Source organism: Mesorhizobium sp. C089B, assembly GCF_030323125.1.
Classification (GTDB): Bacteria; Pseudomonadota; Alphaproteobacteria; order Rhizobiales; family Rhizobiaceae; genus Mesorhizobium.
The window spans coordinates 1,792,453-1,817,835 of the sequence record NZ_CP100469.1 but is presented as its reverse complement, the minus strand read 5'-3'; the positions used below and the strand labels follow the sequence as shown (position 1 = coordinate 1,817,835).

Below are 25,383 nucleotides of genomic sequence, written 5' to 3'. Positions count from 1 at the left end.
GCAATTCTGCCGCGCTAAACCGCACAGATGACCCAGAAGACCGCACCCGATATTCTGCGCATCGCCGTTGCCCAGCTCAACCCGACGGTCGGCGATGTCGCCGGCAACCTTGCCAAGGCGCGCGAGGCGAGGGCGGATGCCGCCCGCCAGGGCGCCGACATCGTGCTCTACACCGAGCTTTTCCTTGCCGGTTATCCGCCGGAGGACCTGGTGCTGAAGCCGGCCTTCCTCAAGGTTTGCGAGAAGGCCGCTCAGGATTTCGCCGCGGATACCTCCGATGGCGGGCCGGGCGTCATCATCGGCACGCCGCTGAAGCGCAAGAGCGGCACCCACAATTCGATCATCGTCGCCGATGGCGGCAAGATCCTCGCCGAGCGCTACAAGCTCGATTTGCCAAACTATGGCGAGTTCGACGAGAAGCGCGTCTTTCAGGCCGGCCCCGAGGCTCAGGGACCCGTCAACTTCCGCGGTGTGCGCATCGGAATTCCGATCTGCGAGGACATCTGGGGCGACGTCGGCATCTGTGAAACCTTGGCCGAGAGCGGCGCGGAAATCCTGCTGGTGCCGAACGGCTCGCCCTACTACCGCGCCAAGATGGACGTGCGCCATCAGGTCGTTATCCGCCAGGTCATCGAGACCGGTTTGCCGATGATCTATGCCAATCAGATCGGCGGCCAGGACGAGCTGATCTTCGACGGCGCCTCTTTTGCCATCGGCGCCGACAAGACGCTCGCCTTCCAGATGAGCCAGTTCGAGGAAACTGTCGACGTCACCACCTGGAAGCGCAACCGCGTCGCCGCAGGCGCGCAAAACGCAGAAGAGTTCGACGGCTGGGTCTGCTCGGAAGGGCCGATGTCGAAAATCCCCGAGCGCGAGGAGGCGGACTACCGCGCCTGCATGCTCGGCCTGCGCGACTACGTCAATAAAAACGGCTTCAAGAACGTCGTGCTGGGTCTCTCCGGCGGCATCGATTCGGCGATCTGCGCCGCATTGGCCGTCGATGCGCTCGGCGAGGAGCGGCTGCGGGCGGTGATGATGCCCTACCGCTATACCTCGGAGGATTCGCTGAAGGATGCCGAGGATTGCGCCCGTGCGCTTGGCTGCCGCTATGACATCGTGCCGATCTTCGAACCGGTCGAGGGTTTCCTACACACGCTGGCGCAGCTTTTTGAAGGCACCAAGGAAGGCATCACCGAAGAGAATCTACAGAGCCGCGCGCGCGGCACGATCCTGATGGCGATTTCCAACAAGTTCGGCTCGATGGTCGTCACCACGGGCAACAAGAGCGAGATGTCGGTGGGCTACGCCACGCTTTATGGCGACATGAATGGCGGCTTCAACCCGATAAAAGACCTCTACAAGATGCAGGTCTATGCGCTGTCGCGCTGGCGCAACAGCCATGTGCCGCCGGGCGCGCTCGGTCCCTCAGGCGAGGTGATCCCCAGGAATATCATCGACAAGGCGCCGTCGGCGGAATTGCGCGAGAACCAGACCGACCAGGATTCGCTGCCGCCCTATCCGGTGCTGGACGACATTCTGGAATGCCTGGTCGAGAACGAAATGGGCGTCGACGACATCGTGGCGCGCGGCCACGACCGGGCGACGGTGACGCGCGTCGAACATTTGCTCTACATTGCCGAGTACAAACGCCGGCAAGCGGCGCCGGGTGTGAAGATCACCCGGAAGAATTTTGGCCGCGACCGCCGCTATCCCATCACCAACCGTTTCAGGGATCGCGGCTAAACATCTGATTAAATTGATGAACCTTGGGGGACGCATGTTTATCAGCTATTTCAAGGGAACACCTGAGTATCACATCCTGCGCTTCAAGAACGGCAAGATCAGGGAGCAGGGGCGCGGCATCTCCTTCTGGTACGGCACGTTCGGCACCACGATAGCGATGGTGCCGGTGACGTCGCTCGATAACCCCTTCATCTTCACCGAGACGACGGCGAATTTCCAGGATCTGGCAATCCAGGGGTCGGTCAGCTACCGCATCATCGATCCACTCAAGGCAGCCGAAGGTTTTGATTTCAGCGCCAAGCTCAGCCGTGCCGAGGTCGTCGGCGACGGCCGGGAGAAGATCGCCGAGCGCCTGGTGCTTGCGATACAGAGCCGCGCCCGCGCGGTGGTTTCGAGCATGACGCTGGAACAGGCGCTGGCCGAGGTGACCAAGCTCGGTGGCAATCTCGCCGAACTCCTGCGCAACGATCCGATTGCCGCGACCGCCGGCCTGTCGATCGAGGAGGTTCACATCACCTCGGTCCAGCCGACGCCGGAGATCCGCAAGGCGCTCCAGACCGAATATCGCGAGGCGCTGCAGCGCCAGGCCGATGCCGCGATCTATGGGCGCCGTGCCTGGGGCGTGGAGAAGGAGCGCGAGATCAAGCAGAGCGAGCTCGCGACCGAAATCGAGCTTGCCGAACGCAACAAGCTGCTGGTCGATACCGAGGCGCGCAACAAGCTGACGCTTGCCGAGGCGGAAGCCAAGGCCCAACAGCTCGAACTCACCGTCTATTCGTCGGCGCCGGCGCACGTGCTCACGGCGATGGCCTTCAAGGCCTGGGCGGAAAAGGGCGGTTCGGTCGGCAATCTGTCGATCACGCCTGATATGCTCACCAGCGCGCTCAGCCAGCTTTCCACTCCGAAAGCCGGGTCCTGAAAGGCAAGCTCGGGTGGCAAGCGACCAGAGCGGCAGGCCGATCGACCGGGTGATCGTCGTCACCCGCAAGACCGAGCTGGAGGAGCTGACGACGCGCTTCAACACGCAGGGACAGGCGCGCTTTTATCTCCGGCAGGCCGGCATGAATTTCGACCCGGTCAAGGCGGCGCATGACGTCTATCACCAGGCGCTCGACCGGGTGATGGGTTCGCTTCCCCAAGGCCTCAAACAGTTGCGGCTCGACCGCGAACTGGTCCCGCAGTTCGAATTCGGCTCCGACGCGGTGATCGCGCTCGGTCAGGACGGGCTGGTGTCCAACACCGCGAAGTACCTCCCGTACCAGCCGCTGATCGGCATCAACCCGGACCCGGCGCTTTTCGACGGCGTGTTGCTGCCGTGGAATGCCGACGATACCGAAAAGGTCCTCGGCCTGACGATCGCCGGCAAGGCGAAGCGCCAGGCGGTGGTGATGGCCGAAGCGCGCTCCAATGACGGACGCCGGCTGATCGCCTTCAACGATCTGTTCGTTGGCGCCTCGACGCATGTCTCGGCGCGCTACGAATTGACCTATGGCGGCAGGACCGAGCGCCAGTCGTCGAGCGGCATTATCATCTCCACGGGCGCCGGCTCTACCGGCTGGCTGCGCTCGGTGATGGCGGGCGCCGCGGGACTGGCCGCGGCCTATGGTGACAACTCCGTGCCGACCGTGCCGCCGCAAGGCTATGACCGCGAAGCCGAACAGCTGTTCTTTTCGGTGCGCGAACCGTTTCCGAGCAACACGACCGGCGTGTCGCTTGTGCATGGCGTCATCACCCGCGACCGGCCGCTGGTGGTTTCTTCGCGGCAGAGCAGGGGCGGCGTCATCTTCAGCGACGGGATGGAGCTCGATTTCGTCGAGTTCAATTCCGGCACCCACGTGACCATCGCGATCGCCGACCAGAAGGCCTATCTCGTGGTGCCATAAGCGCGCCACGTGGGCAGCCAAATCACCGGCCGGACTGAATTCGGCCGCCCTCCATTCTTTGCGAGGCACCATGCCCGACTGTGAAATCAGCTTCGACATGTCACGGATCGATTTCCGGGCGACCTCCGATCTGTTGATGGCGAGTTATTGGGGCGCCGGCCGCAGCGATGACTTTCATCGCCGCGCCTTTGGCAACTCGTTCTGCACCGCGGCCTATATCGATAGGAACCAAGTCGGTTTTGGCCGGGCCATCACCGACCGTACGGTGTTTGCCTATCTCGCCGACATCATCATCTGGCCGCAGCATCGCGGCCAAGGCATTGGCACGCAACTGGTGCGGGCGCTCATCAACCACCCTGAACTCAACACGGTCTCGCACTGGAGCCTGTCGACCAGTGACGCGCATGGCCTTTATGAGAAGCTGGGCTTCAAGGCATCGACCGACGGCCGCTACATGCGCCTCGATCGCAACCCGGAATGAGGCATAGCGAGGGGTTGACCCGCTGTTGTTGCAAAATAACCTCACTGGTTGGACCAGTTACGCTTTGCCACGTGCCCGGCCTTGGCGATCCTTCATGGCGTCTCTATAAGGACCGCTCCGCAAGTGTCTTGCGGGAGGTCTGAATGGCAGTATTTCACATGGTAATGCGAGGCCGCGAAGCCTAGGTCTCACCTGGCGTCCGGCGAAGGTTTGCCCTTCGCACCGATGCCGGGTCGAGTACAGGCTTCTGCCGATGCCGGTCGCCACCCGACAACCCGGGGCGCGCCGCCACCCATGCCGAACCTCCGCAGCCCCGGGCGAATTGCCCAGCGCGGTTTTCAATTTTCAGACCTTACCGGGACCGGGCAGATTTGCGCCCGGATGACATCATGGCTCGTTTTCGAATCGATCTGCGTGCAAGCGCCTTTCGCAGCGTTCTTGGCTTCACGCTCAGCCACTGGCGGCGCCAGCCGTGGCGGCTTTCGCTGATCATGGGCAGCTTCCTGCTGTCGACCATAGCGGACGTGTTGACGCCGCTCTATTCCGGCCGGCTGGTCGACGCCGTCGCCAGCAGTGCGTTGGCTGACGATGTCGCGTGGAATGCGGCAATGGCGGCGTTCTTCGCGCTCATCGCTTTGGCGATGACCGGCGTGGTGCTGCGCAACCTGGCTTTCATGGGCATTGTCGAGCTGACGCTGAAGATGATGGCCGACATCGCCGCCGACGCGTTCCATCGCGTGCAACGCTTCTCAACCGACTGGCACGCCAATAGCTTTGCCGGATCGACGGTGCGCAAGGTCACGCGCGGCATGTGGGCTCTCGACCTGCTCAATGACACCATCCTGATTGCGTTGTTGCCGTCGGTCGCCATGCTGGTCGGCTCGACGTTGCTGCTCGGCTGGTTCTGGCCACTGATGGGGCTGGTCGTGGCAGTCGGCTCGCTGCTGTTCATCACGGTGACGGCGCTGCTGTCGCTCGGCTATGTCGCGCCCGCGGCACGGCTCGCCAACAGCTGGGATACGCGGCTTGGCGGCTCGCTTGCCGATGCGGTGAGCTGCAATGCCGTGGTCAAGGGTTTCGGTGCCGAGACGCGCGAGGAGACGCGTCTTGCCAAGGTCGTCGCCAAATGGCGCGCGCGGACCAGCCGCACCTGGGTGCGCGGCACCATCAACGGCACGACGCAAGGCGCCATGTTGCTGGTGCTGCGGACGGCAGTAATCGGCCTGTCGCTGATGCTGTGGGCCTGGGGCCAGGCAAGTGCGGGCGATGTCGCCTTCGTGCTGACCTCGTTCTTCGTGCTGCAGGGCTACCTCAGGGACATCGGCACGCATATCCGCAATTTGCAGCGTTCGGTCAACGACATGGAGGAACTGGTCGATTTCCAGTCGCAACCGCTCGGCATCGAGGACCGGCCCGGCGCCAAGCCGATCCGGATCACGCATGGCCACATCGCCTTCGATAACGTCACCTTCCACTATGGCAGCCATCGCCTGCCGCTCTACCGCGACTTTTCGGTGGAGATAGCGGCGGGCGAGCGGGTCGGACTGGTCGGTCATTCCGGCTCGGGCAAGACGACCTTCGTGAAGCTGATCCAGCGTCTCTATGATGTCAGCGGCGGCAGGATCCTTATCGATGGCCAAGACATCTCGCAGGTTGCACAGGCGTCGCTGCGCGCGCAGATTGCCATCGTCCAGCAGGAGCCCATCCTGTTCCACCGCTCGCTGGCGGAAAACATCGCCTATGCCCGACCGGACGCCACGCAGGCCGAGATCGAGCATGCCGCCAAGCTCGCCAGCGCGCACGACTTCATCACCGGCCTGCCGAAGGGCTACGGCACGCTGGTCGGTGAACGGGGCGTGAAACTGTCGGGCGGCGAGCGCCAGCGGGTGGCGATCGCGCGCGCCTTCCTGGCGGATGCGCGCATCCTGATCCTGGACGAGGCGACATCGAGCCTCGATTCGGAATCGGAAGTGCTGATCCAGCAGGCGATGGAGCGGCTGATGGTTGGCCGCACGACGCTGGTCATCGCGCACCGTCTGTCGACGGTGCGGGCGCTGGACAGGCTGCTCGTGTTCGACCGTGGCAAGATCGTCGAGGAAGGCTCGCATGACGAGCTGATCCGGCTGAAGGGCGGCATCTACCGCCGCCTGTTCGAGCGGCAGGCGCTGGAACTGACCAAGGGCCTGGTGATCTGAGCTGAACGCAGAGCCCTATCCGAGGGATAGGGCTCTGCTTGGTTCATCCAGGCATTCGCTCGAATGGCTGAAGCGCTGGGTCGATCGTGTCCCAGACGTGGCCGCGCACGGTGTAGGTGACCGCCTGCGGGTCGAACTGGCCGGGATCGTCGAGGCTCGTGGCCTGGATCGCCGTCACCTCCGGCATGGCGACGAACGTTACGTAGACCGGCGTGCCGCAGGTCGGGCAAAAGGCCTGGGCTTTTTCATTGCCGCTGTCGGCGATCATCCGCCATGTGCTCGGCTCGCCGGTGATCTTTACGTCAGCGCGCCGGCCGAAGGTCACATAGGAACAATGGCCAGTACCGCTGCGCTTCTGGCAATCGAGGCATTGGCAGTGGTTCTGAAAGATCGGCTCGCCGCTGGCCTCATAGCGGATCGCGCCGCAGGCGCAGCCGCCGGTATAGTGCCTGGTCATTGTCGTTCTCCCGCTGTCAGATTGCTTCAGGCCGATTTCGGCTTGGCGAACAGGTCGATGCCTGTGCCGGTTTCGAGGAAGGATTTCATGCTGGACAGCACGGCCGGCCAGCCCTGGCTGATGCCCTTGGCCATGCCGCTGCCGGCTTCGAGCTCGTCATGGCTGACGGTCAGCTTGACCATGGTGTCGTATTCCTCGATGGCGAACGTCACCCGGCTGTGCTTGGTGGGATCGTCGGCCTGCGAGGCGTTGGCCCAGCTCATGACCAGGCGGGTCGGCGGCGAGATTTCGACGACCTTGCCAACGAGTTCGACGGTCCGTTCGTCATTGGCGCGGATGTGTTCCCATTTCGAGCCGGGCTTCCAGTCGGAGACGTTTTCGTGGCCCCAGTAGCGCTTGGCGATATCGGGCCTGGTGATGGCTTCGAACACCTTTTGTGGCGTCGATCTGATGTAGGTCACGTAGACAAAACTGGTGGTTTCCCGGGTCATTGGTCGTCTCCTTCGAGTTCTTGTTTCAGGTCGTGCAGCAGGCTCAGCCGCTGCCGTTCGAATTTTCGCACCCACCGCTCGTAGACTTCGTGCAGCGGCACGGGGTTGATGAAATGCAGCTTCTCGCGGCCACGCTTGACCGTGCTGATCAGATTGGCCGCTTCCAGCAGATCGATGTGCTGCGTGGCGGATTGCCTCGCCATGTCGAGATTTTCGCAAAGCTCGCCGAGCGTCTGGCCGTTCTTCTCACACAGAAGATCGAGCAGCATTCTGCGGGTCGGGTCGCCCAGCGCTTTGAAAACCTTGTCGGCGTCCATCGGTCTCACTCATCTTGAAGACACAATATGCAGGTAAATACCTGCATGTCAAGCCGCAACCAATCGTAACCTGAAAGGGGAGGGTCTGTCCGATTGTACGACAAGTCGCGAACTTCAACGGCTGCTTCCGTTAGACTCTGCCCAAGAGCTCATTTCGTTTGGGGTAAAGGGCCATGGCTGGGGATTTGGGGATGGCTTTGGTGTCACGTATCGGGAGTGATCCGGAGAGTTCAGCCGTAAAGAGCAGTATCGTCGACTTTGAAGCCATCGTTGGGGATACTCAAAACTTCGCCCGTGCCGTTCGGCATCGAGCTGACACGCCTTACTAGGGATTCTCACATGGACAAAGCGACGACCATCATTGGAATAGACTGCAGCCCGCGCGCGTCCAGTAACTCAGGGCGGATGCTCGGCGAGGTTCTTCGCTCGCTGGAGAGAGAGCGGCGGGTGAAGGTCGTGGAACAGGTGCGCCTGGCCGATGAGCGTATCGACTGTCTCGGGTGCGAGCAGTGTTATCAAACGTTCGGATACCACTGCGACGGGATCGATCGTGTTCTGTCACTCATGAAAGAGTCGGACGTGATTCTGATGGCTACTCCCACCTGCTTCGGAATGCCGCCGGCCCTGGGCGTCGTCTTGCTCGACAGATCCGATCCCCTGTGGCGCGACGGACAACAGCTCAAAGGAAAACTCGGAGCGGTCATCGTCAACGGCGCCAGCGATCCCGCGGACGATCCGAGTGTGCGCCAATGCGCGGACAACATGGTCAAGCTTTTCGAACAGCACGAGATGCCTTGTGTCCAGCCGGTCCATTTGGGGGGAACGCTCGCGTATCCCGAGCAACGGTTTCCGGACCCGCTCCCCGCCGGGACGGCAGGCGTTCTCGAGCAATTGGCTGACGAGATCCGGCAGTGGGTCGGGGGCAGGTGATACCGGCACATCTCTTGTCGTCGATGTCGGATGGAGTCGGATCAATGGGCGCTGCGGGCGATACGTCGAATGGTATTGATGGGCAAGACCTGCGGGCGCATGGAAATGTGGCGCGGTCGCTGCGGAGTTGTGACTAGGCTCTAACGACGAACTTGTCGGGATCGGCGCAGAAATGGGCGATGATCTGGCAGAGGTCCGGCTCGTTGACCATGCGTACGGCCTCGGCCCCATTGACCCATTTGCGGGTGCGCGCGCGCTTTTCCTTCCAGCGGTCGGCAACGTGCTCGACCTGCAGCGGAAACACCAGCACTTCGCAAGGGACTTCCTCGCCGGACGCGAGGGCCTTGGCGTAGAAGTAACGACCGGCCTCGAAAAGCGAAATCTTGCCACGCAATCCGGCTTCCTCGCCCGCCTCGCGCGCCGCTGCCTCGCAGAGCGGCTCCCTGGCCTCGGGCCAGCCCTTCGGCAGCACCCAACGCCCGGTGTCTCGGCTGGTGATCAGCATGATCTCGACGCCGTCTTCGTTATTGCGCCATGGCAAAGCGGCAACCTGCAGGCGACAAGGCGAAGTGCCGAAGAGCTTGCGGACCCTTTCAGCCAGATGGTCGTGTGTCGCCGGTGTCGTCAGCATCAGTGAAAGCTACCCCAGCCCTCAGAATCGTTAGCCGCCGTATGAATCTTACCGACAAGTGTAAGTCTTAAAAGTAAAAAACATCACACCAACCGTCCAATCCGCCAACAGGCGTCGATTCGACAGAATAATGTGCCTTCCAGTGTCTGTTTTCATAGCAGACGGGGCGGGTTTGGCCGTCTGGGCAGAAATGGGGCTGGCGCGAATCAGCCGGCGTGATCGTCGGCGATCGGCTTCTGGTAGGTGAAACCCATGTCCCAGGGAAAGTAGATCCAGGTGTCCTGGCTGACTTCGGTGATGAAGGTGTCGACCAGCGGCCGGCCTTTCGGCTTGGCGTAGACGGTGGCGAAATGCGCCTTGGGCATCATGGCGCGCACGATGCCTGCCGTCTTGCCGGTGTCTGTGAGGTCGTCGATGATCAGCACGCCCGCGCCATCATCGGCGAGCAGCGCCGGCGTGATCTCCTTCAGCACCTGCAATTGCCCCTGGCTGGTGTAGTCGTGATAGGAGGCGACGCAGACCGTCTCGATGACGCGTATGCCGAGTTCGCGTGAGATGATGGCAGCGGGAACCAGGCCGCCACGGGTGATGCAGACGATGGCCTTCCACTGACCCTTGTTGGCGCCGGCAAGCCGCCAGGCGAGCGCCCGGGCATCGCGGTGGAACTGGTCCCAGGAGACCGGAAAGGCTTTTTCGGGAAGGGACATTCTGCACTCCGCGCGCAACATTGTGGAATGCGCGCGGAATTAACTGGAAAGTCAGGGCATTGGCAAGGGCGGGGCCAGTCTGTGGAGTTACCGCGACAAAAAGGCCGCAACCGGCACGCTGCGCAACACGGTGCGCGTGACGCCGCCGAACAAAAGCTGACGCAGCCAGGAATGGCTGTAGGCGCCGAGCACCAGAAGGTCGGCTCCGGTCTCGGCGATCCGGGTCTGGATTACGTCATCGACCGAAGCATTACCCGATTTCTGCACCGACACGCTGACCGTTGCGCCATGCCTGGAGAGTGCCGCGGCGATCTCGGCGCCGGCGGCTTCCGGGTTGTCATCCAGCGTATCCGGCGGATCGATGACCAGAATGTCGGTCTTTTCGGCCTCGATGATGAAGGGCAGCGCGTCGAAGGCGGCACGCGCCGCCTCCTTGCTGCCGTTCCAGGCCAGCAGCACATGTTTGAATGTGGTGACCAACGGCCCCTCATGCGGCACCACCAGCACTGGCCGGCCGGCATCGTAAACCAGCGTGTCGACATCGGCGCTCGTGTCGCCCCCGGTCTCGCGCTGCGCGGCAATAATCAGATCGGCGGCGCGCACGCTGGAAATACCCGTCAGCGCGCTGTCGCCGGAAAAGCTCTCGAGGCTGCGCCATTCGAAGGAAAGGCCGGAATTCTCGATCCGCCCAACGAAAAGCGCCTGCAATTTCTCGGCGCGCTCGCGGTTCATGTCGGCGGAGACCTGCAGGAACTCAGTGTCGGGGAAGCCGGTTGCCGAGGTGTAGGGAACGGGCAGCGCTTCGGCATGGATGCCGATGAGATGGCTCTCGAACCGGTCGGCAAGCGGGATGGCGCAGTTGAGCACGCGTTCGGCGTCCTGTTCGTTCTGCAATATGGCGACGATGGTCTTGAAGCGCATGCGAAATCCCTCAAATCTGCCAGCGCGTGCTGCGCCCGAGGGAAAACGTGGGAGTGCGGTGCTTGGTTCCGGCCCGGCGATGGTCCGCGAACCCAGGGTCAATTGGCGGCGGTGAAGCCGGCCACCATCGCCTCGACGTCCTTGCGTGCCGAATCCAGCGCCTCCTGGCTGCGGGCGCGGACCACCAGCTCCGTCCAGAATTTGCCGTCGCCATATTTCGGATAGGAGCCGATGATGGTGTCGGGATGCGCCTTCTGGATGTCGCCCAGGGGACCGCCGATCAGGCCTTCGCCGAACGGGCAATGGACGGTGGCCGACAGCATCTTGGTGCCGGCCTTCAGCGTCGGCACGACATTGTCGAGCATGGCCTGGAAAATCGCCGGCACGCCGGCCATGACATGGACGTTGCCGATGCGAAAGCCGGGCGCGACGGAGACCGGATTGTCGATATGGTCGGCGCCGCGCGGCATGCGCGCCATGCGCTTGCGCGCCTCGGTGTATTCGATGCCGCGCGCGGCATAGCTCTCGCCCAGCATGGCATAGGCCTTGGCGTCGTATTCGCACGGCACCCCAAAAGCCTTGGAAACGGAATCGGCGGTGATGTCGTCATGCGTCGGGCCGATGCCACCGGTGGTAAAGACATAGGTGTAGCGGGCGCGTACGGCATTCACCGCAGCGACAATCTCGTCCTCCTCGTCGGGAACGATGCGCACTTCCTTCAGGTCGATGCCGATGGCCGTCATGATGTCGGCGAGGTGGCCGATATTTTTATCCTTGGTGCGGCCGGACAGAATCTCGTCGCCGATGACAAGCATGGCGGCAGTGACGATTTCAGGCATGGAAGGCTCCGGCAAACAGGCCCGTTGGCAGACAAGGTCGCCTGAGGCAGAAAGAAGGTCGCCTGAGATAGCGCGCCATCGAACTGGCGGCAATGCCGACACAAGCCGCCATCTGCCTTGCCGAGCGTTCGTCAGTGGGTGATGGTGCGCGCCGGCCCGCTTCCCGGGTGAAAACATGCTGGTATCGATTCTGCTTTGGCTTGTCGCCGGCCTGTCCGTGCTGGCTCTCGTCATCGTGGCCTGTCTGGTGGCCGCTACGCTCTTGATTGCCGCCAAGGCCGAAAGGCTGGTGCCGGCCAGCGGAAACTTCGTCGAGATCGACGGCAGCCGCATCCATTATGTCGAAACGGGCGAGGGACGGCCGATCCTGTTCGTGCACGGACTTGGCGCGCAGCTCCACCAGTTTCGCCACACGCTGTTTGAGCGCTTTGGCCCTGGCTACCGCCTCATTGCACTCGACCGGCCGGGATCGGGCTATTCTGTTCGCGCGCGAGGAGCCACCGGCCGTCTGCCTGAACAGGTCGAGATCATCAGGCGCTTCATCGAAACACTCGGGCTGGAAAGGCCGCTCGTGGTCGGGCACTCGCTGGGGGGCGCCGTCGCGCTGACCCTGGCCTTGGAGCATCCCGGCGCGATTTCCGGCATCGCTTTGCTGGCGCCGCTGACGCATCTGGAAGCCGGCGCCCGCGAGAAAGCGGGCCTGCTCTATATCCGTTCGCGGCTTTGGCGCTGGATCATGGCCTACACCGTCGCGATACCGACAAGCCTCAGATATGCGCGGCAGACACTGGAGTTTATCTTCGCGCCGCAGGCCGTTCCCGCCGACTACATGATCGATGGCGGCGGATGGCTCGGGCTGAGGCCAAGCCATTTCCATGCAACCTCCACCGATTTCGTAGCGGTCGAACAGGATCTTGGCCGCATCGAAGAGCGCTATGAAGAGATCGCCATGCCGGCCGGCATTTTCTTCGGGACAGCCGATCGCGTCATCGCCATGCGCATACATGGGGAGCCGATGAAGGACAGGATCGAAGGGCTCGATTTCGAGACGGTCGAAGGCCTCGGCCACATGCCGCAATTCGTCGAGCCGGACCGCGTCATCGCCTTCATCAAGCGCATTGCCGAGCGGACATTCGCCGGCCAAGACCTCACCACAGCCTCACAACAATTTCACTGAACCATTCGGCTGATATCCGGTTTTACCCCGTGTCGCACCCAAGGCGGCGGATACGGAGTAATTCAATGTACAGGAAAGTTTTTGCAGCATCCGTGCTGACGATCGGTCTTGCCACATCGGCGATGGCGCAGTCATCGGACAGCACGTATTCCAACCATCACAGCTGGTGGCCGTTCGGGAACGAGCAGTCATCGACCGTCGACCAGAGCACCACCGGCAGCATCAATGCCGACGGCAGACAAGGCTATGGCGGCGCTACGGGGCCGTGCGCCTCCGACCCGTCAGGACCCTATGGAAATGTGAGGCCCAACGTGAACGATCAATATTGCGGCAAGTGATCAAGCCGCGGCTTCGACTGACCGGCAGGATGTCCCGCCTGTTTGTTTTGACACGCAATTCCCAAGGGAATTGCTTAGGCGAGCATCCATGGCCGGCAGCGAAAGCTGAGGGGCAAGGATCAGTCGGAAACTTCGGTCTGCGGCCGGTCGCGGCCGTCGGCCAGTTCGTCGTGCCACTTGCCTTCGGCATCCTCATACTGGATGCCGTCCGTGGCGCCGGCGATCTGCTGTTCGGCCGAGGCGATCTCGGCGGCGCGTAGCGCATCCTGGTGGGTCGGGAATGTCTCCGAGAATGTCGAACCGACCTTGTAGGCCCAGCCCCCGTCATGCTCGACGATCTTGTAAGTCAGCTTCGCCATGAAATCCTCCGGTTCGTCCGTCCGCTCAATGCGGCCCGTTTTTCATTGCAATTTGGGCTTCAATGCAACTTGGCGTCTGGCAGCCGGTCTTCGGGAACCAGCACTTCCGATTCCTTGGCCGCTTCGATCAAGGCCCTGCGTGCATCGGCCGTCGAACGATAACCTTCCAGCACTTTGAGGCAAGTGTCGAGAGCATCACGATGGCACGGGCCGCGATTGAGCGGCCACACCGTCATCAGACACTCCGCCGCTTCCTGGGTGCTGCGGATCTGGCGATATTTGCCGACATGGCCGAGTTCGACCACGACCGGGGTTTCAAAAGGTTTGTTATCCATGATGGCCGCAACGCAAAGCAGCCAATATGGTTGCAAAAGTGGCCGTCAGCCTGCGCCCAAACGTCTCACCAACCGCAATCGTTGGTCTCAGTAACCGCAGTCGTTGCGCAGCCAGCGGGCGTTGGCCCAGCCGGTCCGTCCGCCGATTTCGACCTGGTACCAGTTGCCGCGGCGGTCGAAAATCTCCATGTGGTCGCCGTTGAACAATTGCCCGATCATGCGCGACGACGAGTTCGGCCGCGCCCGCACGGCGAGAAACCCGCTGCCGGTATCGAGATCGTAGTGCCTCGACAGGCCGTGCACCGTGCCTTCGCAATATTGCGCGCCGACCGGAGACGACGCGGCGAACGACAGCGCGACCACCGTCGGCGCTGCCTGTTCAGCCCTTCGTCCAATGCTGCATCGTCGTCACCGAGCGGGCGAGCTGTGGCGCGGGATGGATTTTCTCGCTGAAGGTGGCGGCGGCGCGCCAGCCCCAGCGCGGATCGGCGAGGAAGGCGCGGGCCAGCGCGACCATGTCGGCGCGGCCGTCGGCGACGATCGCCTCTGCCTGCGCGGGATCGTCGATCAGGCCGACAGCCCGTGTCGGGATGCCCGCGCCCTTGCGCACCGCTTCGGCCAGATGCACCTGATAGCCGGCGCCGGTCGGCAGCTTCTGCAACGGCGAATTGCCGCCGCTCGAACAGCAGATATAGGCAACATTAAGCGCCTTCAAGGCTTTGGCCACCTCGATCGCCTCGTCGACCTCGAAGCCGCCATCGACCCAGTCCTTTACCGACAGGCGGGCGCCAAGCATCAGGTTTGGAACTGCCTTCCTCACCGATTTGGCGATCTCGATGAGGAAACGCATGCGCTTTTCCAGCGAGCCGCCCCAGCGGTCGGTGCGCTGGTTGGAAAGCGGCGACAGGAACTGAAAGATCAGATAGCCGTGCGCGGCGTGCAACTCGAGGAAGTCGAAGCCGGCGCGCTCGGCCCGCCTCGCGGCTTGAGTGAAGCGCTCGATAAGCTGCAGGATTTCATCCTCCTCCAGCGCATGCGGCACATTCCAGCCGGTGTCATAGGCGATGGCCGAGGCCGAGACGGTCTGCCAGGGATCCTCGCCCGGCTGCAATGGGCCGCCACCTTCCCAGGGCTTTCGGTTGGAGGCCTTGCGGCCCGCATGAGCAAGCTGAATGCCGAATTTCGTTTCCGGCGCGGCGACGCGCCTTGCTGCATCCAGCGTGCGCCGGGCGGCCGCCTCGTTGTCGTCGGAATAGAGGCCGAGGCAGCCATGGGTGATGCGGCCGCGCCGTTCGACGTCGGTCATCTCGACGGTGACCATGCCGGCGCCCGACATCGCCAGGTTCATCCAGTGATAGAGATGCCAGTCGCTGGCCGAGCCGTCTTCGGCGGAATACTGGCACATCGGCGCCACCGCGATACGATTCGGAAAGGTCAGGCCATCGAGGGCGATCGGCTGGAAAAGCGCTGCGGTCATCAAAAAAACTCCGGAGAGGGACTGCAGCTATTTAGGCGATGGCAGTTGCCGGCACCAGACACGAGGCGGTGAAAGCTTCGCCGTTTCGGTTGCGCGCAAAACCGTTCGCGGTTACGCCATGGCGCCGACAGCTTGGAGCTCATCATGGAAGATCGTATCCGCATCCGCTCGGAGGAAGTCCTGTCCGACGACTGGGCGGTCCTGAAGAAGACCGTTCTCGATTACCGTCGGCGAGACGGGCAGTGGGAGACGCAGATTCGCCAGACCTACGATCGTGGCGACGGCGCGGTGATCCTGCCTTTCGATCCCGAGCGTCAGACGGTGCTTCTGGTGCGGCAGTTCCGCTACCCCGCCTACGTCACCGGCCACCGCGAACCGCTGATCGAGGCCTGCGCCGGCCTGCTCGACGAAAACGATCCCGAAACCGCCATCCTCAAAGAGGCCGAGGAAGAGCTCGGCTACCGCCTACAGAACATCGAGCGGCTGTTTTCCCCCTATATGAGCCCGGGCAGCGTCACCGAACGGCTGTGGTTCTTCGTCGCCCGCTATTCACCCGCCGACCGCATCTCGGCCGGCGGCGGCGCGGCCGACGAGGGCGAGGACATCGAGGTTCTGGAAATGCGGCTTGATGAAGCGCTGGCCGGCATTTCAGACGGCCGCATCATCGACGCCAAGACGATCATCCTGATCCAGCATTTGAAACTGTACCCGATGAAGGGCTAGCTCGGCGAAGCTCGACGTGCCTCACTGCTGCGGGCAGGGTGGCACGTCCACTTCGCGGATGAAGTTGCGCAGGTTGCAAGGACACCGGAATGGCGCGTGGCGCGAAGGCATGGCTGAAGCGAAACAGCGCGCGGGCATCTCTCCTGTTGCTGAACGCCGCGCTGCTTGTCCGCTACCGTCGGTTGACCCAGCGTTTCCTTGAGCGGATGCGGCATCTGCCGAATTTTGCAGCCCCGGTGACGTTCACGGAAAAGATCCACTGGCGCAAGATTTTCGATGACGATCCTCGCTTTACCGGTCTTCTCGACAAGCTCAAGTCCAAGGAAATCGTCAGGGAGCGGCTTCCCGGGCTCGCCATCCCTGAGGTACTGTGGCAGGGCGACGATCCGCGCCAGATCCCCTTCGATGACCTGAAAATCCCCTACGCCGTCAAATGCAACCACGGTTGCGCCATGAATGTCATCGTTCGCGATCCGGCCAACGCCGACCGGGAGGCGATCATTGCCGAGATGACGGAATACCTTGGCCAAACCTATGGCGCCCGCAAGCTGGAGCGCAGCTATGCGCACATAGAGCGGCGGGTTTTCGTCGAAGCACTTGTGGGCAAGGACCAGGATTATGACCCGGTCGACTACAAATTCTGTGTGCTGGCTGGCCGCGTCACCTACATTGTCGTCGTTGCCTTCCGTTCCACGGTCAAGAATACCGCCCACCTGGATCGCGATTGGCGCCCGCTGAACATCGTCCAGGGCGCGATCGACTCGAGCCTGGAAATTCCCCGTCCCAAGAGCCTGGCGCGGATGATCGAGGCAGCCGAGGCGCTTGGCAGCGAGTTCGACATGGTGCGTGTCGATTTCTACGAGGAGGAGGGGGAGCCGATCTTCGGAGAATTCACGGTCTACCCACGCAGCGGCTTGCTGCAATTCGACCCGGCTGCCTTCGACCGCGAACTGGGCGCGCATTGGGATATTGGCGCGTCAGCTTACCTCAGTCGTTTGCCCAGCCGATTTGCCCGGCGATATAAGGCAACGCTGGTCGCCGCCGGCTATCTCGACGTTTGACGGCTACTCGGTGGCCTGCCACCCCGAAGCTCGAAGAGCGAAGGGTGGTGCGGAGAACCCATACGATTAGAGATCGAGGGAAACTGATAGCTCAGCAGGTCAATAGCCGTGATTTCGAAGTGCTGCCTCACTGAGCCGTAGCGGTCAATTTGCCCTGCTGGGATCAATCTTCGTGAGCCGCTGCCTGGTCTCGACCACGCGCCTTTGCGCAGATCGGATTCGGCAACACAAGGCGAGATTCATAGCGACGCCGCAGTCTTCATCGAGCAAGTTTTCAGCGCGCTTCCTGCTGCGACTCGGCCGATTACCGCTAAGGTTACCGGCAAGCTCTCCCACGTCCGGACTGGGTCGAGATCATTTGAAGAACTCTTTCAGCTTGTTGAGTCGACTGTCGCCAGAGGCCTTCCGGCCTTCAGGACACGCCGCCTCGCCGATCGTATCCTGCTGGATAAAGCGAGGTTCTCAGCCACCATTTTCTCGCTGAGTACCAGCGCGAACTCGGTCTGTTTGATGCGCTGCTGAGCATCAGCGAGTTGCATCGTGAAAAGATCGGTTGCCATTGTTGATCCGGGATCCGCGAGATTCATGATTGCGTAACACATGGCGGCCGAAATCGTTCCTAGTTGTCGGGCGAAGCCGGTGCCGCAAAGGGCGGCTGAGTTTGAACTTCCCACCCGACCAGACGTCCGCGAGCGCCAAGGTATCGAGAGCTCAGTGATCGGAGGGCCACTACGAGCGGGCGCAACCCGACCACTTAAGTGATCAGCCTCGCTACAGCCTTGACAGGTACAGTCGCGGCCTCATCAAGGGGAGGTATCAATGGTCTCGGCGATTGGAAACCAACATCGGCAGGCAGCTGAAACTCGACCGAAACCCGCAAAGACAGAACCGGGCGAAGGATTTGCGCCAGGCAAAAGCGCAGACAGCGTAGGACATCGCGCCAAGGCAATGGCGGCAGAAAGTGGCGACACGGATTCTGGCGCCCAGGGGCGCGCCGCATCGACAATCGCCAGGATGGATATCACCGTTTTGGCTCCACAGAGCGAAGAGCCGCCTTTGGAGTAACCCGGGCGGCCGTGTCGCTGCCTCGGTCCTTGTGCAGCACGACGCGCGCTGGCTACGCTCGGTGGACATCGTCGTCTCGAAACACTTCGGGCGTTGCACTGCCGCGAGCCGCCTTCGCTGCTGGTCGAGGGGCTGTAACCCTTGGTGAGGCCGGCATCGCCTCGCCGGTCGTTGCGAGCCCACGATCGCGCGGCCAAGCGACCTTCCCTGTGTCGGTCTCTATTTGATACTAGGGGACGGCGGTTTCATCACGGGCAATTGCAGCTGGTCAATGGTTACGACGATGCCGGCGGCAATGGCTTCCGCCTCATGGATCAGTTCCGGACCATAGAGCCCATTGACCATCTCTTCGCTCGGCAGCACGCCAGGAGGACAGTGCTCTTCCATTGTGCGCCGGATGAGCGTCAGCGCTGCCCGGCATTGGTCGGCTTCGATCTTCATAGCCCTTCAAACATCCAATTCGTCTAAAATGTTCCGGAACTAATTTAGCGATAGCTAATTGAAGTCGTGGTTCTGCGAGTCAGTGCATGCGTCTGAAATTCATCAAGCCTATGGAACCCGAACTGGTCGACACGCCGCCGATGGGCGATGATTGGATTCATGAGATCAAATTCGATGGCTACCGCACCCAGGTCATCAAGGATGATGACGGGATTCGGCTGATCACCAAGAACGGTTATGATTGGACGGGCCGCTACATCCAACTTGCCGGTGAGGCGGAAGCGATCGAGGCGAAAGACTTCATCATCGACGGCGAGACCATTACGATCAATGAGGCTGGCCTATCCGACTTCCATGCGCATCAATCAGCCGCGACCAGCCGCAAGCCGTCGCGCGATCTGTATCTGCCAGCATTCGACCTCTTGCATCTGAACGGGCATGACTTGCGGGACACGCCGGTGGAAGACCGTCGCGAGATCCTCCGGGCGTTGATCCCGGACGGCGGCCGAATCCAGTTCAGCGAAGCGATGCCGGGCACTGGCGACGCCGTCTTTCATCTGGTCGACCAGGCTGGGCTTGAAGGTATCGTTTCAAAGCGGAAGGGCAGCAAGTATCGGTCGGGTCCGACGACGAACTGGCGCAAGATCAAGTGCTATGCCGAAAAGGAGATGGACATCATCGGCGTGCAGCGCGAGGCCGGCAAGCCTGCCATGGTGCTGATGGCCGACAAAGGCCACTATGCCGGCGGCGCCTTCGTCACCTTCAAGGCGGACAAGCGCCAGCGCCTATGGGACCGCGTGCAAGGCAAGATTGGCGGGCCGGCGCCGAAAGGGCTCAAGAGTGACAAGGCCGAATGGCTAAAGCCGGGCCTGGTCGGCCGCGTGCGGTTCCTAAAGGGCGAGGAGAAGCTTCGCCATGCCAAGCTGCTGGATTTCCGGGAGGAGACTTAGCCCGGAGGCTTGTCCCGGGGCTGTGCCGGTCCTGTCCCGTTCCACTGGATGAACTTCGCCCTCTGGCCGGTGATGGTCTCGATCGACTTCAACAGGGGTCCATGGACCTTACGTAGAGCTTGGTAGTGCTCGCCGTGGTACGCCAGGAGCGGCCCGACGATGCTCTTGTGCAGCGCTTCGGCTGCCGCCAGGAAGCGCTCGATTTCAGCCCGGGAAAGTTGTTCCGAAGGTTTGGTTCTGGCCATTGGCGCTCTCCATTGAGGGGTCGCCGCAACGAGGACTATAATCCTGCATGCCGGACTGCCTGACAAGAGGGCTCGCCGGCCTTACCCCGCAGGTAGCAGTAGGGCGACGGCGCCATGCGCAGCCATCAGGAGCAACCACCAGCAAAGATGAGCAACGGCAGGCCCGGCGACCTCCTTTGGCACACGGGACAAACAAGAAGGTCGCCGAGCCTTACCGGCGCTGCTTTGTGAGGGAGACGACGCCGGATGAGATGAGAGTATGCGATCGTGCTAATCTCTGCGAACCATGCGAACGAAGGAAAGCCTTGTGGCACCGACGTTGAGATCAAGGTCGGCGGGGCGCTGATCGCTGCGGCAGGATTCTTCCAAAGCGGTAGTGAGTCCAGAGCGGAACATTAGCGTCGGCTAACGGTTAATTCGGCAGGTTCCGAACCGTGATTGGTGGAGCGATGGTGACGTTTCATCTTGTATATTTTTCCGGCCTGACGGCAGACCAGCTGCTAGGCAGCGCCGTTTCTATCCTGGCGTGTTTGCTGCTTTATAACGCTCTGGCTACGGACGCCTAACTGATAGGTCGGCCAGCGGCCCGGCATCCTTGGCAGCCGGCGATTGCCATCCCGATGCCAACTCCTATCACGAGGCCAAAGACAAGCTTGCCGACGAAATCAATGGCGAGGGCCGGACAGGACGCCACACGTCCAGGCAGGGCTCTCTGAGGGCATTGGCGATGCCCGTTGCCTCAAGGTGGCGAGCTTTTTCGTTAATGGGCCTCCGCGCTGGGCAATCTGTTCCAAGAGCTTCTGTGATGCCTCTATGACGCGCCAAACCTTGGAAAAGGTTTCCGTGGCAGGACCGGGGTACGATTCTAACAAACTACGGCTGTATAGGCCACTAGCGCCCGACGATCCGGCTAATCATGTCGTCGTCAGGTGCGCTGTCGGTGAATTCCCGTAGGAGCGCCTTCGCGTGGTCTACCCAATGCTCTTCAGCCAGGTTCAGCTCCCGAACGGATCTCCTGAAGGTCTCGCACACCACATCGAAATCGAGGGCGTTAATGCTGTAGCCTTCCTCGTCATGGTCCATCGGCCGCCTCCCCCAATGGGGGAAACTGTACGGAATCGTACGAAGCAAGTGCAAGGGCATTCAAAAGCAATTGGCTGATGCCGCCCGATCGTTCCACAATGTGTTGCTAATATGCAGCACCGACTGAATCTCCGATCAGCGGCACTTGTGGTTGGTTCCAACAGCTGCACGTTGACGGCAAGATGCCAAAGCCAACGATATGCGGGCGACGAAGATGGACAAGCGACAAAACACAAGAAATGTTGAGTTGGTCGGTCTTCTGGCCGTGCCGTTGTCAGTTCTAATCACGCTGCTGATAGCTGGAATGATCCTTTGCTGAAATGTTTGAGTGGCAAAAGGCTGGGGCGGCGGGCTTTCCCCTTTGAAAGAAGTCACCATGTCCCAATCCGTCGAACCCCCGATATTGCCAGAGGATAGCCCAGACCGTGAGGTGAACTGTGAAGTCGCATTAGAAGCCGCGTTTGCGGCCTTGGTGACTGCGTCAGAAGCGCAAGGTTGGACGCCACAGGAAACGGCTGCAACTCTTCTTAAAATCGCGACGGAGCATGCCCACCGGGTTGAGGCCGCTGCGGCCCCAGCCGGCTCCCGTTCTGCGGCCACATCCTGATCTCATAATGACCGTCAAGGCCGGACGACGGGTATTTCTCATGTCGGCCTTCATTGTAAGTTCCGGTACTTCGGAAGGCATCCTCGATGTCGACATGCTCCATAGCGTATGAAGAGCTACCAGCACGCTTGTAATATTGCTTTTGATCGCTGCGATGTGGTCGACGTTCCGACCGTGGCACGTCGATGACTATGAACTCGGCGTTTTGGTCGGCATTCGATGCAAATCCAGCGACACGGATACCGTCGTTTTTCGGATGCAGTAGATCCCCAACTGCCGAGCTTACGACCGAAGGGGCTACTTTCCAGTTCGGGATTGGCTCAGCGCAGTTGCGCAGTCAGCCCCGTCACTGTTCTTACGGCAGCCAATACCGAACACCAAAACACGACCGGCCGAATTGATGAAGGCTGACAGTGCTTTTGCCAACGCCGCCCGACCATCCTTAGTTGGTTGTTCGTGAGGTGTGAAAGCGGGCCCCTGTTTCCCCGACCGCGGGTGTCTTGAAGTCTAGCTAGGCTTTTCCTGCATCTCGGCCTCAACTGCTCATTTAGCAGAGCTTCCCTATGAGCGACCAAGTCTTGAAAATCCAGCAAGGCAGTTCCCGGCTTTGTATCCCGGCTGCCCCTGCGGCTACCCGCGTCAGCCTGTTCTATGGTAGCCAGTGAGTTCGTACGGAACGATCCTAAGCATTTCAACTGGTGCGGACGACGGGAATCGAACCCGTACGATCAGAGATCGAGGGATTTAAAGTCTCTTTTTCTGCGTGTTTCTCGCTCAATAGCCTGAAAACCAGGACGTCGAGCTGATGGTGAGTCTGGTTTTCTCCCACATTTGAGGGAAATCCCACGATATTTCCCACGCAATCAAGTGTGCGAGCATGCTCCCTCGCTCTTTGCAAAATCCCACACCACGGGTACATGTGCGGGCACTGCGGGCGTGGTGAAATTGGTATACACACCGGACTTAAAATCCGGAGGCTTCGGCCATGCGGGTTCAAGTCCCGCCGCCCGCACCATGCTTCGAGCATGCTCCCTCGCTCTTTGCAAAATCCCACACCACGGGTACATGTGCAGGCACTACGGGCGTGGTGAAATTGGTATACACCGGACTTAAAATCCGGAGGCCTCGGCCATGCGGGTTCAAGTCCCGCCGCCGGCACCATGCTTCCCATAGGATCGCATCACGGTACGGAGGCAATTTTAAACATGGTTAGGCGACCATCTAAAAAACCAGCGAAAAAGATGTCAGCCGGACCGCTCAGCTTGGCGCTGCGATTGGATGCCATGGGCGTAACCGCATACATGACCAAAGCTGCAATTGAGGACCTCATCAAAGAGCTAGTCAGGATTAGCGCGTCCGATCCGGAGGAACTCCACGATGTGCATCTTGCGATGCACTTCGGCGGCTGGACGCCCTCAGGCGAATATATCGCGCCGAGTTTCGGCCATCACCATGGGCTTGGATCAATCCTGACCAAACTGCGCAACGAGCAACTGAAGGATGGCATGACGGAGGCGGAAATCGAACGCGGCATTACGCCAGATGAGGCTTATCGGGCTTTCGATATCACCATCATGCATGTGTCCCCGAGGTGGTTCAGCGCGTGGCCATCGAAAATGAAATGGCCGAAAAGCAGCAGTACTGACCAGCCGTAGGAAATCTAAATTATGGTGTTTCCGGTTTGATTTCGGACACCGTCGGCCACTCGTTGGCAGAGCAAATGTATTCGCATTTGCCGCACCTTATCTTGGCTCTCTCGTCATGGATATCTTCGCCCGCTTCAAGGTCGAAGCCGGGATTTCCGCACTTTGGGCAAACTCCGTAACCGATACGTTCAACAACCCTAACCCACGCCATCCCTTGCTCCAGCTGACGGCAAATTTTAAGTCCCTTGCGTCTACCAATTCCGTCCGCAGGCCAGCCCTTTTCAGACGCCAGCGAAAACCCGTCAAGCCATCTTTTGCCGAGTGTCGGACTCATGAAAGGTGGTTCGTGATTTCAAAACAATTGGTTGTTGCCAAAATCTCAGTCGCCGAGAAGGCTCAGAATTTGTAGCTGAGATTGATACCGACCGCGTTCATCTTCACATCCTGATCGCGATCGTTGAAGGGTTCCGCCACGTCATAGTGCTCGGAGCCGAAATCGTAATAGCGATATTGCGCGCCGACGATGAATTTGTCGGTCAGCGCATAGTCAACGCCGGCGCCCAAGGTCCAGCCGACATTGGTGCGTGTGCCGGCGAATGACGCGCCCGCGACTTGCGAAGTTTCGATGCCGGCAAAGGCGACGCCGCCGACGCCGTAGACCAGCACGCGGTCCATGGCGAAGCCCGCTTTGGCGTTTACAGATCCGAACCACTTGATGTCCGTGCGGAATGTGCTTCCAAGGCCTGATACCGCCGTACCGTCGACGGCGGAATAATTGAGCTCCGCCTCGGCGCCGAGCACTGCCTGGTCGAACTGCCACAGGCCGGCGACATGGCCCCCGACGAAACCGCCGTCAATGTCGGGCGAGATGGAAAACGGCGCGCCTTCCGTCACTGATATGTCGGACTGGCCCCAGCCGTAGCCGGCCTGCAGGCCGGCATAGTAGCCGGTCCAGTCGAAGCCTGGTTCGGTCATCGGCACCGCCATCGGGTCGGCGGCGAATGCCGGCCCGGCCAGAGCAATCAGAAATCCGGCACTGGCAAGCGTCAGACAGCGCATCGAGTTCTCCGAAAAGGCGGTTCAGAAGGCGCCTTGTCGGAAGGTAATCCTATTCGCCGCAAAACGGAACCCATTGTTCAACAATCGGAATGCACCCGTTGCTGTGCTGGGTGCCCTAGCTGGGGGCGCTATTTGGCGTCAATGAAGTCCAGCGCCGCCTGGCTATATTCGTCCGGCGCCTGCAGCATGGCGAAATGACTGGCGTTGGGCAGGATGATGAGCTTGGCGCCCGGAATGACGGAGGCCATGTATTCGGTGTGTTCGCGCTTGATCGCCTCGTCATGGTCGCCGGCAACGATCGCGGTCGGCGTGGTTATCTTGCCGAGCTGCTCCTTGGTCCAGGCCGGCTCCGACTCCCACATGTGGCTGATCTGCGCCACGAAGGCATCGTACTGGTCGGGAGTCTTCGACAGTTTCTTGTAGTCGCGGCCCGAGCGGTCGATATAGGCGGCAAAGGTCTTGTTGGTCAGCACACCCGGATCGACGCCATCGGTGGTGACGTTGGCGGCCTGCGCAAAGAGCCGTGTCAGCCGCTCCGGATGATGCAGCGCGATGTCGATGCCGATAATGCCGCCGTCGCTCCAGCCGACAAGAGCGGTCTTGTCGATCTTGAGATAGTCGAGCAGCGCAAGATAGTCCGACGCCATGAGGTCATAGCCGTAAGCCTGCTCGGTGCGGGTAGAGCGGCCATGGCCGCGGCTGTCGGCGATGATAACCTTGTGCATCTTGGACATCGTCGCCACCTGGCTTGCCCAGATGTCGCCATGGCCAAGGCCGCCATGGATCAGGAGAATCGGATCGCCGGCGCCGAAAACGGCATAGTACATCTGGATGCCGTTGACCGGCGCATAGCCGCTCTGATCCGGTTTGGGCATGGCCGCCGGTTCGGGCAGCGTCAGCCAGCGCTCCTCGGCGGATGCAAAGCCGGCCGAGATCAGGAACAGGGTGACGAAGGCGAGTGCTTGCAGGATCCGGGTCATGACTTACCTCAGGAGGTTTCGGCCTCATCACAACAAAAACCCGCCTCGCGGCGGGTCGTCGGCGCAAATCAGCACCATCGCCAGAATGGTAGCATAAGTGCCGGCACAAGCCAAACTGAATGACCGCACCGTTGATGCCTGCCGTCGGTGTGAACAGGTGCGGCGCATCCGCCAGGGCGAGTTCTCATCGAGCGGATTTCGTCCGTGATCGCTGGCCAAAACCTTGCCGGCTTGGCACAGTC

General features: G+C 61.2%; 30 protein-coding genes and 1 tRNA gene. 14 read left to right on the top strand and 17 right to left on the bottom strand.

Translation table 11 applies throughout. From position 1 onward, the window contains the following. The first annotated feature begins 27 nt into the window (after nt 1–27). The 5 genes from NLY44_RS09255 (at nt 28) to NLY44_RS09235 (ending at nt 6,302) form a co-directional block, all read left to right on the top strand. Nucleotides 28–1,743 carry an NAD+ synthase gene (locus NLY44_RS09255; protein ID WP_023681548.1) on the top strand — a complete coding sequence of 572 codons (1,716 nt, stop codon included), beginning with the start codon at nt 28–30 and terminating at the stop codon, nt 1,741–1,743. Nucleotides 1,744–1,777: 34 nt separating this feature from the next. Then, on the top strand, nt 1,778–2,662 hold the full coding sequence (locus NLY44_RS09250; protein WP_023805293.1) for an SPFH domain-containing protein: 885 nt from the start codon (nt 1,778–1,780) through the stop codon (nt 2,660–2,662). Nucleotides 2,663–2,675: 13 nt separating this feature from the next. Then, on the top strand, nt 2,676–3,626 hold the full coding sequence (locus NLY44_RS09245) for a diacylglycerol kinase catalytic domain-containing protein (RefSeq protein WP_084012992.1): 951 nt from the start codon (nt 2,676–2,678) through the stop codon (nt 3,624–3,626). Between the two features lie 70 nt (nt 3,627–3,696). Further along, nucleotides 3,697–4,107 carry a GNAT family N-acetyltransferase gene (locus tag NLY44_RS09240; protein ID WP_023681545.1) on the top strand — a complete coding sequence of 137 codons (411 nt, stop codon included), beginning with the start codon at nt 3,697–3,699 and terminating at the stop codon, nt 4,105–4,107. A 389-nt stretch (nt 4,108–4,496) separates the two neighbouring features. Continuing rightward, entirely contained in the window at nt 4,497–6,302 is a 1,806-nt protein-coding gene (locus NLY44_RS09235) for an ABC transporter ATP-binding protein (protein ID WP_023681544.1), read from the top strand. Nucleotides 6,303–6,345: 43 nt separating this feature from the next. Here NLY44_RS09235 and NLY44_RS09230 read toward each other — a convergent pair whose 3' ends face one another. The 3 genes from NLY44_RS09230 to NLY44_RS09220 are packed head-to-tail and all read right to left on the bottom strand — an operon-like array spanning nt 6,346 to nt 7,567. Next, a complete protein-coding gene (locus NLY44_RS09230; protein ID WP_023681543.1) occupies nt 6,346–6,759 on the bottom strand; it encodes a GFA family protein in 414 nt (137 codons plus the stop codon). A gap of 26 nt (nt 6,760–6,785) precedes the next feature. Then, nucleotides 6,786–7,250 (bottom strand): SRPBCC family protein, encoded by a 465-nt coding sequence (locus NLY44_RS09225; protein ID WP_023681542.1) that lies wholly within the window; start codon nt 7,248–7,250, stop codon nt 6,786–6,788. Further along, nucleotides 7,247–7,567, bottom strand: a complete 321-nt coding sequence (locus tag NLY44_RS09220; RefSeq protein WP_023681541.1) for an ArsR/SmtB family transcription factor — start codon at nt 7,565–7,567, stop codon at nt 7,247–7,249. Before NLY44_RS09220 ends, NLY44_RS09225 begins: the two co-directional genes overlap by 4 nt. Nucleotides 7,568–7,906: 339 nt before the next feature. On the opposite strand from NLY44_RS09220, the gene NLY44_RS09215 reads away from it, so the two are divergent. Continuing rightward, entirely contained in the window at nt 7,907–8,497 is a 591-nt protein-coding gene (locus tag NLY44_RS09215) for a flavodoxin family protein (protein ID WP_023805291.1), read from the top strand. A gap of 133 nt (nt 8,498–8,630) precedes the next feature. Here NLY44_RS09215 and NLY44_RS09210 read toward each other — a convergent pair whose 3' ends face one another. From NLY44_RS09210 to NLY44_RS09195, 4 genes are all read right to left on the bottom strand, one after another. Further along, the gene (locus tag NLY44_RS09210) at nt 8,631–9,128 is read right to left on the bottom strand and encodes an NUDIX hydrolase (RefSeq protein WP_023667541.1); all 498 of its coding nucleotides are present in this window, start codon (nt 9,126–9,128) and stop codon (nt 8,631–8,633) included. A 206-nt stretch (nt 9,129–9,334) separates the two neighbouring features. Continuing rightward, on the bottom strand, nt 9,335–9,835 hold the full coding sequence (gene gpt, locus NLY44_RS09205) for a xanthine phosphoribosyltransferase (protein WP_023667540.1): 501 nt from the start codon (nt 9,833–9,835) through the stop codon (nt 9,335–9,337). An 87-nt stretch (nt 9,836–9,922) separates the two neighbouring features. Continuing rightward, a complete protein-coding gene (locus NLY44_RS09200) occupies nt 9,923–10,756 on the bottom strand; it encodes a universal stress protein (RefSeq protein WP_023805290.1) in 834 nt (277 codons plus the stop codon). A 98-nt stretch (nt 10,757–10,854) separates the two neighbouring features. After that, nucleotides 10,855–11,595: a competence/damage-inducible protein A gene (locus NLY44_RS09195; protein ID WP_023681539.1), complete on the bottom strand. Its 741-nt coding sequence runs from the start codon at nt 11,593–11,595 to the stop codon at nt 10,855–10,857. Between the two features lie 175 nt (nt 11,596–11,770). Between NLY44_RS09195 and NLY44_RS09190 the strand changes: the two genes are divergently transcribed. Both NLY44_RS09190 and NLY44_RS09185 read left to right on the top strand, forming a co-directional pair. After that, a complete protein-coding gene (locus NLY44_RS09190; RefSeq protein ID WP_023805289.1) occupies nt 11,771–12,772 on the top strand; it encodes an alpha/beta fold hydrolase in 1,002 nt (333 codons plus the stop codon). 65 nt (nt 12,773–12,837) lie between these two features. Beyond that, on the top strand, nt 12,838–13,110 hold the full coding sequence (locus NLY44_RS09185; protein ID WP_023805288.1) for a hypothetical protein: 273 nt from the start codon (nt 12,838–12,840) through the stop codon (nt 13,108–13,110). Nucleotides 13,111–13,229: 119 nt separating this feature from the next. Here NLY44_RS09185 and NLY44_RS09180 read toward each other — a convergent pair whose 3' ends face one another. From NLY44_RS09180 to NLY44_RS09165, 4 genes are all read right to left on the bottom strand, one after another. Beyond that, the gene (locus NLY44_RS09180) at nt 13,230–13,469 is read right to left on the bottom strand and encodes a DUF2188 domain-containing protein (RefSeq protein WP_023667535.1); all 240 of its coding nucleotides are present in this window, start codon (nt 13,467–13,469) and stop codon (nt 13,230–13,232) included. A gap of 59 nt (nt 13,470–13,528) precedes the next feature. Next, nucleotides 13,529–13,807, bottom strand: coding sequence for a DUF982 domain-containing protein (locus NLY44_RS09175; RefSeq protein WP_050588904.1), 279 nt, complete (start codon nt 13,805–13,807; stop codon nt 13,529–13,531). An 84-nt stretch (nt 13,808–13,891) separates the two neighbouring features. Continuing rightward, nucleotides 13,892–14,167: an SH3 domain-containing protein gene (locus NLY44_RS09170; protein ID WP_023805286.1), complete on the bottom strand. Its 276-nt coding sequence runs from the start codon at nt 14,165–14,167 to the stop codon at nt 13,892–13,894. 16 nt (nt 14,168–14,183) lie between these two features. Then, nucleotides 14,184–15,281: an NADH:flavin oxidoreductase/NADH oxidase gene (locus tag NLY44_RS09165; protein WP_023805285.1), complete on the bottom strand. Its 1,098-nt coding sequence runs from the start codon at nt 15,279–15,281 to the stop codon at nt 14,184–14,186. A gap of 144 nt (nt 15,282–15,425) precedes the next feature. Between NLY44_RS09165 and NLY44_RS09160 the strand changes: the two genes are divergently transcribed. Beyond that, nucleotides 15,426–16,004 carry an NUDIX domain-containing protein gene (locus tag NLY44_RS09160; RefSeq protein WP_023805284.1) on the top strand — a complete coding sequence of 193 codons (579 nt, stop codon included), beginning with the start codon at nt 15,426–15,428 and terminating at the stop codon, nt 16,002–16,004. An 89-nt stretch (nt 16,005–16,093) separates the two neighbouring features. Then, nucleotides 16,094–17,065, top strand: coding sequence for an ATP-grasp fold amidoligase family protein (locus tag NLY44_RS09155; RefSeq protein WP_023729826.1), 972 nt, complete (start codon nt 16,094–16,096; stop codon nt 17,063–17,065). A 371-nt stretch (nt 17,066–17,436) separates the two neighbouring features. Here the strand turns inward: NLY44_RS09155 and NLY44_RS09150 are convergent, their stop codons facing one another. Both NLY44_RS09150 and NLY44_RS09145 read right to left on the bottom strand, forming a co-directional pair. After that, nucleotides 17,437–17,625, bottom strand: coding sequence for a hypothetical protein (locus NLY44_RS09150; protein WP_023688348.1), 189 nt, complete (start codon nt 17,623–17,625; stop codon nt 17,437–17,439). A 724-nt stretch (nt 17,626–18,349) separates the two neighbouring features. Further along, nucleotides 18,350–18,571 carry a hypothetical protein gene (locus tag NLY44_RS09145; RefSeq protein ID WP_023805283.1) on the bottom strand — a complete coding sequence of 74 codons (222 nt, stop codon included), beginning with the start codon at nt 18,569–18,571 and terminating at the stop codon, nt 18,350–18,352. A gap of 86 nt (nt 18,572–18,657) precedes the next feature. Here NLY44_RS09145 and NLY44_RS09140 point away from each other — a divergent pair, with 86 nt between their 5' ends. Then, nucleotides 18,658–19,521: an ATP-dependent DNA ligase gene (locus tag NLY44_RS09140; protein ID WP_023805282.1), complete on the top strand. Its 864-nt coding sequence runs from the start codon at nt 18,658–18,660 to the stop codon at nt 19,519–19,521. Here NLY44_RS09140 and NLY44_RS09135 read toward each other — a convergent pair. Beyond that, nucleotides 19,518–19,766, bottom strand: a complete 249-nt coding sequence (locus NLY44_RS09135; RefSeq protein WP_023695401.1) for a hypothetical protein — start codon at nt 19,764–19,766, stop codon at nt 19,518–19,520. The genes NLY44_RS09140 and NLY44_RS09135 overlap by 4 nt on opposite strands. Nucleotides 19,767–20,657: 891 nt before the next feature. After that, nucleotides 20,658–20,849: a hypothetical protein gene (locus tag NLY44_RS09130; RefSeq protein WP_023805281.1), complete on the bottom strand. Its 192-nt coding sequence runs from the start codon at nt 20,847–20,849 to the stop codon at nt 20,658–20,660. A 1,537-nt stretch (nt 20,850–22,386) separates the two neighbouring features. On the opposite strand from NLY44_RS09130, the gene NLY44_RS09125 reads away from it, so the two are divergent. From NLY44_RS09125 to NLY44_RS09115, 3 genes are all read left to right on the top strand, one after another. Further along, nucleotides 22,387–22,471 (top strand) — tRNA-Leu (locus NLY44_RS09125). 286 nt (nt 22,472–22,757) lie between these two features. After that, nucleotides 22,758–23,111 carry a hypothetical protein gene (locus NLY44_RS09120; RefSeq protein WP_286457004.1) on the top strand — a complete coding sequence of 118 codons (354 nt, stop codon included), beginning with the start codon at nt 22,758–22,760 and terminating at the stop codon, nt 23,109–23,111. 106 nt (nt 23,112–23,217) lie between these two features. Beyond that, nucleotides 23,218–23,511, top strand: coding sequence for a hypothetical protein (locus NLY44_RS09115; RefSeq protein WP_156940997.1), 294 nt, complete (start codon nt 23,218–23,220; stop codon nt 23,509–23,511). On the opposite strand, the gene NLY44_RS09110 is transcribed toward NLY44_RS09115, so the two are convergent. Continuing rightward, nucleotides 23,499–24,161 (bottom strand): outer membrane protein, encoded by a 663-nt coding sequence (locus NLY44_RS09110; RefSeq protein ID WP_023805279.1) that lies wholly within the window; start codon nt 24,159–24,161, stop codon nt 23,499–23,501. The two genes, NLY44_RS09115 and NLY44_RS09110, sit on opposite strands and share 13 nt — an antisense overlap. Nucleotides 24,162–24,289: 128 nt before the next feature. After that, nucleotides 24,290–25,141 (bottom strand): alpha/beta fold hydrolase, encoded by an 852-nt coding sequence (locus tag NLY44_RS09105; RefSeq protein WP_023805278.1) that lies wholly within the window; start codon nt 25,139–25,141, stop codon nt 24,290–24,292. Between the last annotated feature and the right edge of the window lie 242 nt (nt 25,142–25,383).

Coding starts and splice junctions, on each gene's coding strand:
- NLY44_RS09255 (WP_023681548.1), top strand. CDS start 28: ATGACCCAGAAGACCGCACCCGATATTCTGCGCATCGCCGTTGCCCAG.
- NLY44_RS09250 (WP_023805293.1), top strand. CDS start 1,778: ATGTTTATCAGCTATTTCAAGGGAACACCTGAGTATCACATCCTGCGC.
- NLY44_RS09240 (WP_023681545.1), top strand. CDS start 3,697: ATGCCCGACTGTGAAATCAGCTTCGACATGTCACGGATCGATTTCCGG.
- NLY44_RS09235 (WP_023681544.1), top strand. CDS start 4,497: ATGGCTCGTTTTCGAATCGATCTGCGTGCAAGCGCCTTTCGCAGCGTT.
- NLY44_RS09230 (WP_023681543.1), bottom strand. CDS start 6,759: ATGACCAGGCACTATACCGGCGGCTGCGCCTGCGGCGCGATCCGCTAT.
- NLY44_RS09225 (WP_023681542.1), bottom strand. CDS start 7,250: ATGACCCGGGAAACCACCAGTTTTGTCTACGTGACCTACATCAGATCG.
- NLY44_RS09220 (WP_023681541.1), bottom strand. CDS start 7,567: ATGGACGCCGACAAGGTTTTCAAAGCGCTGGGCGACCCGACCCGCAGA.
- NLY44_RS09215 (WP_023805291.1), top strand. CDS start 7,907: ATGGACAAAGCGACGACCATCATTGGAATAGACTGCAGCCCGCGCGCG.
- NLY44_RS09210 (WP_023667541.1), bottom strand. CDS start 9,128: ATGCTGACGACACCGGCGACACACGACCATCTGGCTGAAAGGGTCCGC.
- gpt (WP_023667540.1), bottom strand. CDS start 9,835: ATGTCCCTTCCCGAAAAAGCCTTTCCGGTCTCCTGGGACCAGTTCCAC.
- NLY44_RS09200 (WP_023805290.1), bottom strand. CDS start 10,756: ATGCGCTTCAAGACCATCGTCGCCATATTGCAGAACGAACAGGACGCC.
- NLY44_RS09195 (WP_023681539.1), bottom strand. CDS start 11,595: ATGCCTGAAATCGTCACTGCCGCCATGCTTGTCATCGGCGACGAGATT.
- NLY44_RS09190 (WP_023805289.1), top strand. CDS start 11,771: ATGCTGGTATCGATTCTGCTTTGGCTTGTCGCCGGCCTGTCCGTGCTG.
- NLY44_RS09185 (WP_023805288.1), top strand. CDS start 12,838: ATGTACAGGAAAGTTTTTGCAGCATCCGTGCTGACGATCGGTCTTGCC.
- NLY44_RS09180 (WP_023667535.1), bottom strand. CDS start 13,469: ATGGCGAAGCTGACTTACAAGATCGTCGAGCATGACGGGGGCTGGGCC.
- NLY44_RS09165 (WP_023805285.1), bottom strand. CDS start 15,281: ATGACCGCAGCGCTTTTCCAGCCGATCGCCCTCGATGGCCTGACCTTT.
- NLY44_RS09160 (WP_023805284.1), top strand. CDS start 15,426: ATGGAAGATCGTATCCGCATCCGCTCGGAGGAAGTCCTGTCCGACGAC.
- NLY44_RS09155 (WP_023729826.1), top strand. CDS start 16,094: ATGGCGCGTGGCGCGAAGGCATGGCTGAAGCGAAACAGCGCGCGGGCA.
- NLY44_RS09150 (WP_023688348.1), bottom strand. CDS start 17,625: ATGGCAACCGATCTTTTCACGATGCAACTCGCTGATGCTCAGCAGCGC.
- NLY44_RS09145 (WP_023805283.1), bottom strand. CDS start 18,571: ATGAAGATCGAAGCCGACCAATGCCGGGCAGCGCTGACGCTCATCCGG.
- NLY44_RS09140 (WP_023805282.1), top strand. CDS start 18,658: ATGCGTCTGAAATTCATCAAGCCTATGGAACCCGAACTGGTCGACACG.
- NLY44_RS09135 (WP_023695401.1), bottom strand. CDS start 19,766: ATGGCCAGAACCAAACCTTCGGAACAACTTTCCCGGGCTGAAATCGAG.
- NLY44_RS09130 (WP_023805281.1), bottom strand. CDS start 20,849: ATGGACCATGACGAGGAAGGCTACAGCATTAACGCCCTCGATTTCGAT.
- NLY44_RS09120 (WP_286457004.1), top strand. CDS start 22,758: ATGACCAAAGCTGCAATTGAGGACCTCATCAAAGAGCTAGTCAGGATT.
- NLY44_RS09115 (WP_156940997.1), top strand. CDS start 23,218: ATGGATATCTTCGCCCGCTTCAAGGTCGAAGCCGGGATTTCCGCACTT.
- NLY44_RS09110 (WP_023805279.1), bottom strand. CDS start 24,161: ATGCGCTGTCTGACGCTTGCCAGTGCCGGATTTCTGATTGCTCTGGCC.
- NLY44_RS09105 (WP_023805278.1), bottom strand. CDS start 25,141: ATGACCCGGATCCTGCAAGCACTCGCCTTCGTCACCCTGTTCCTGATC.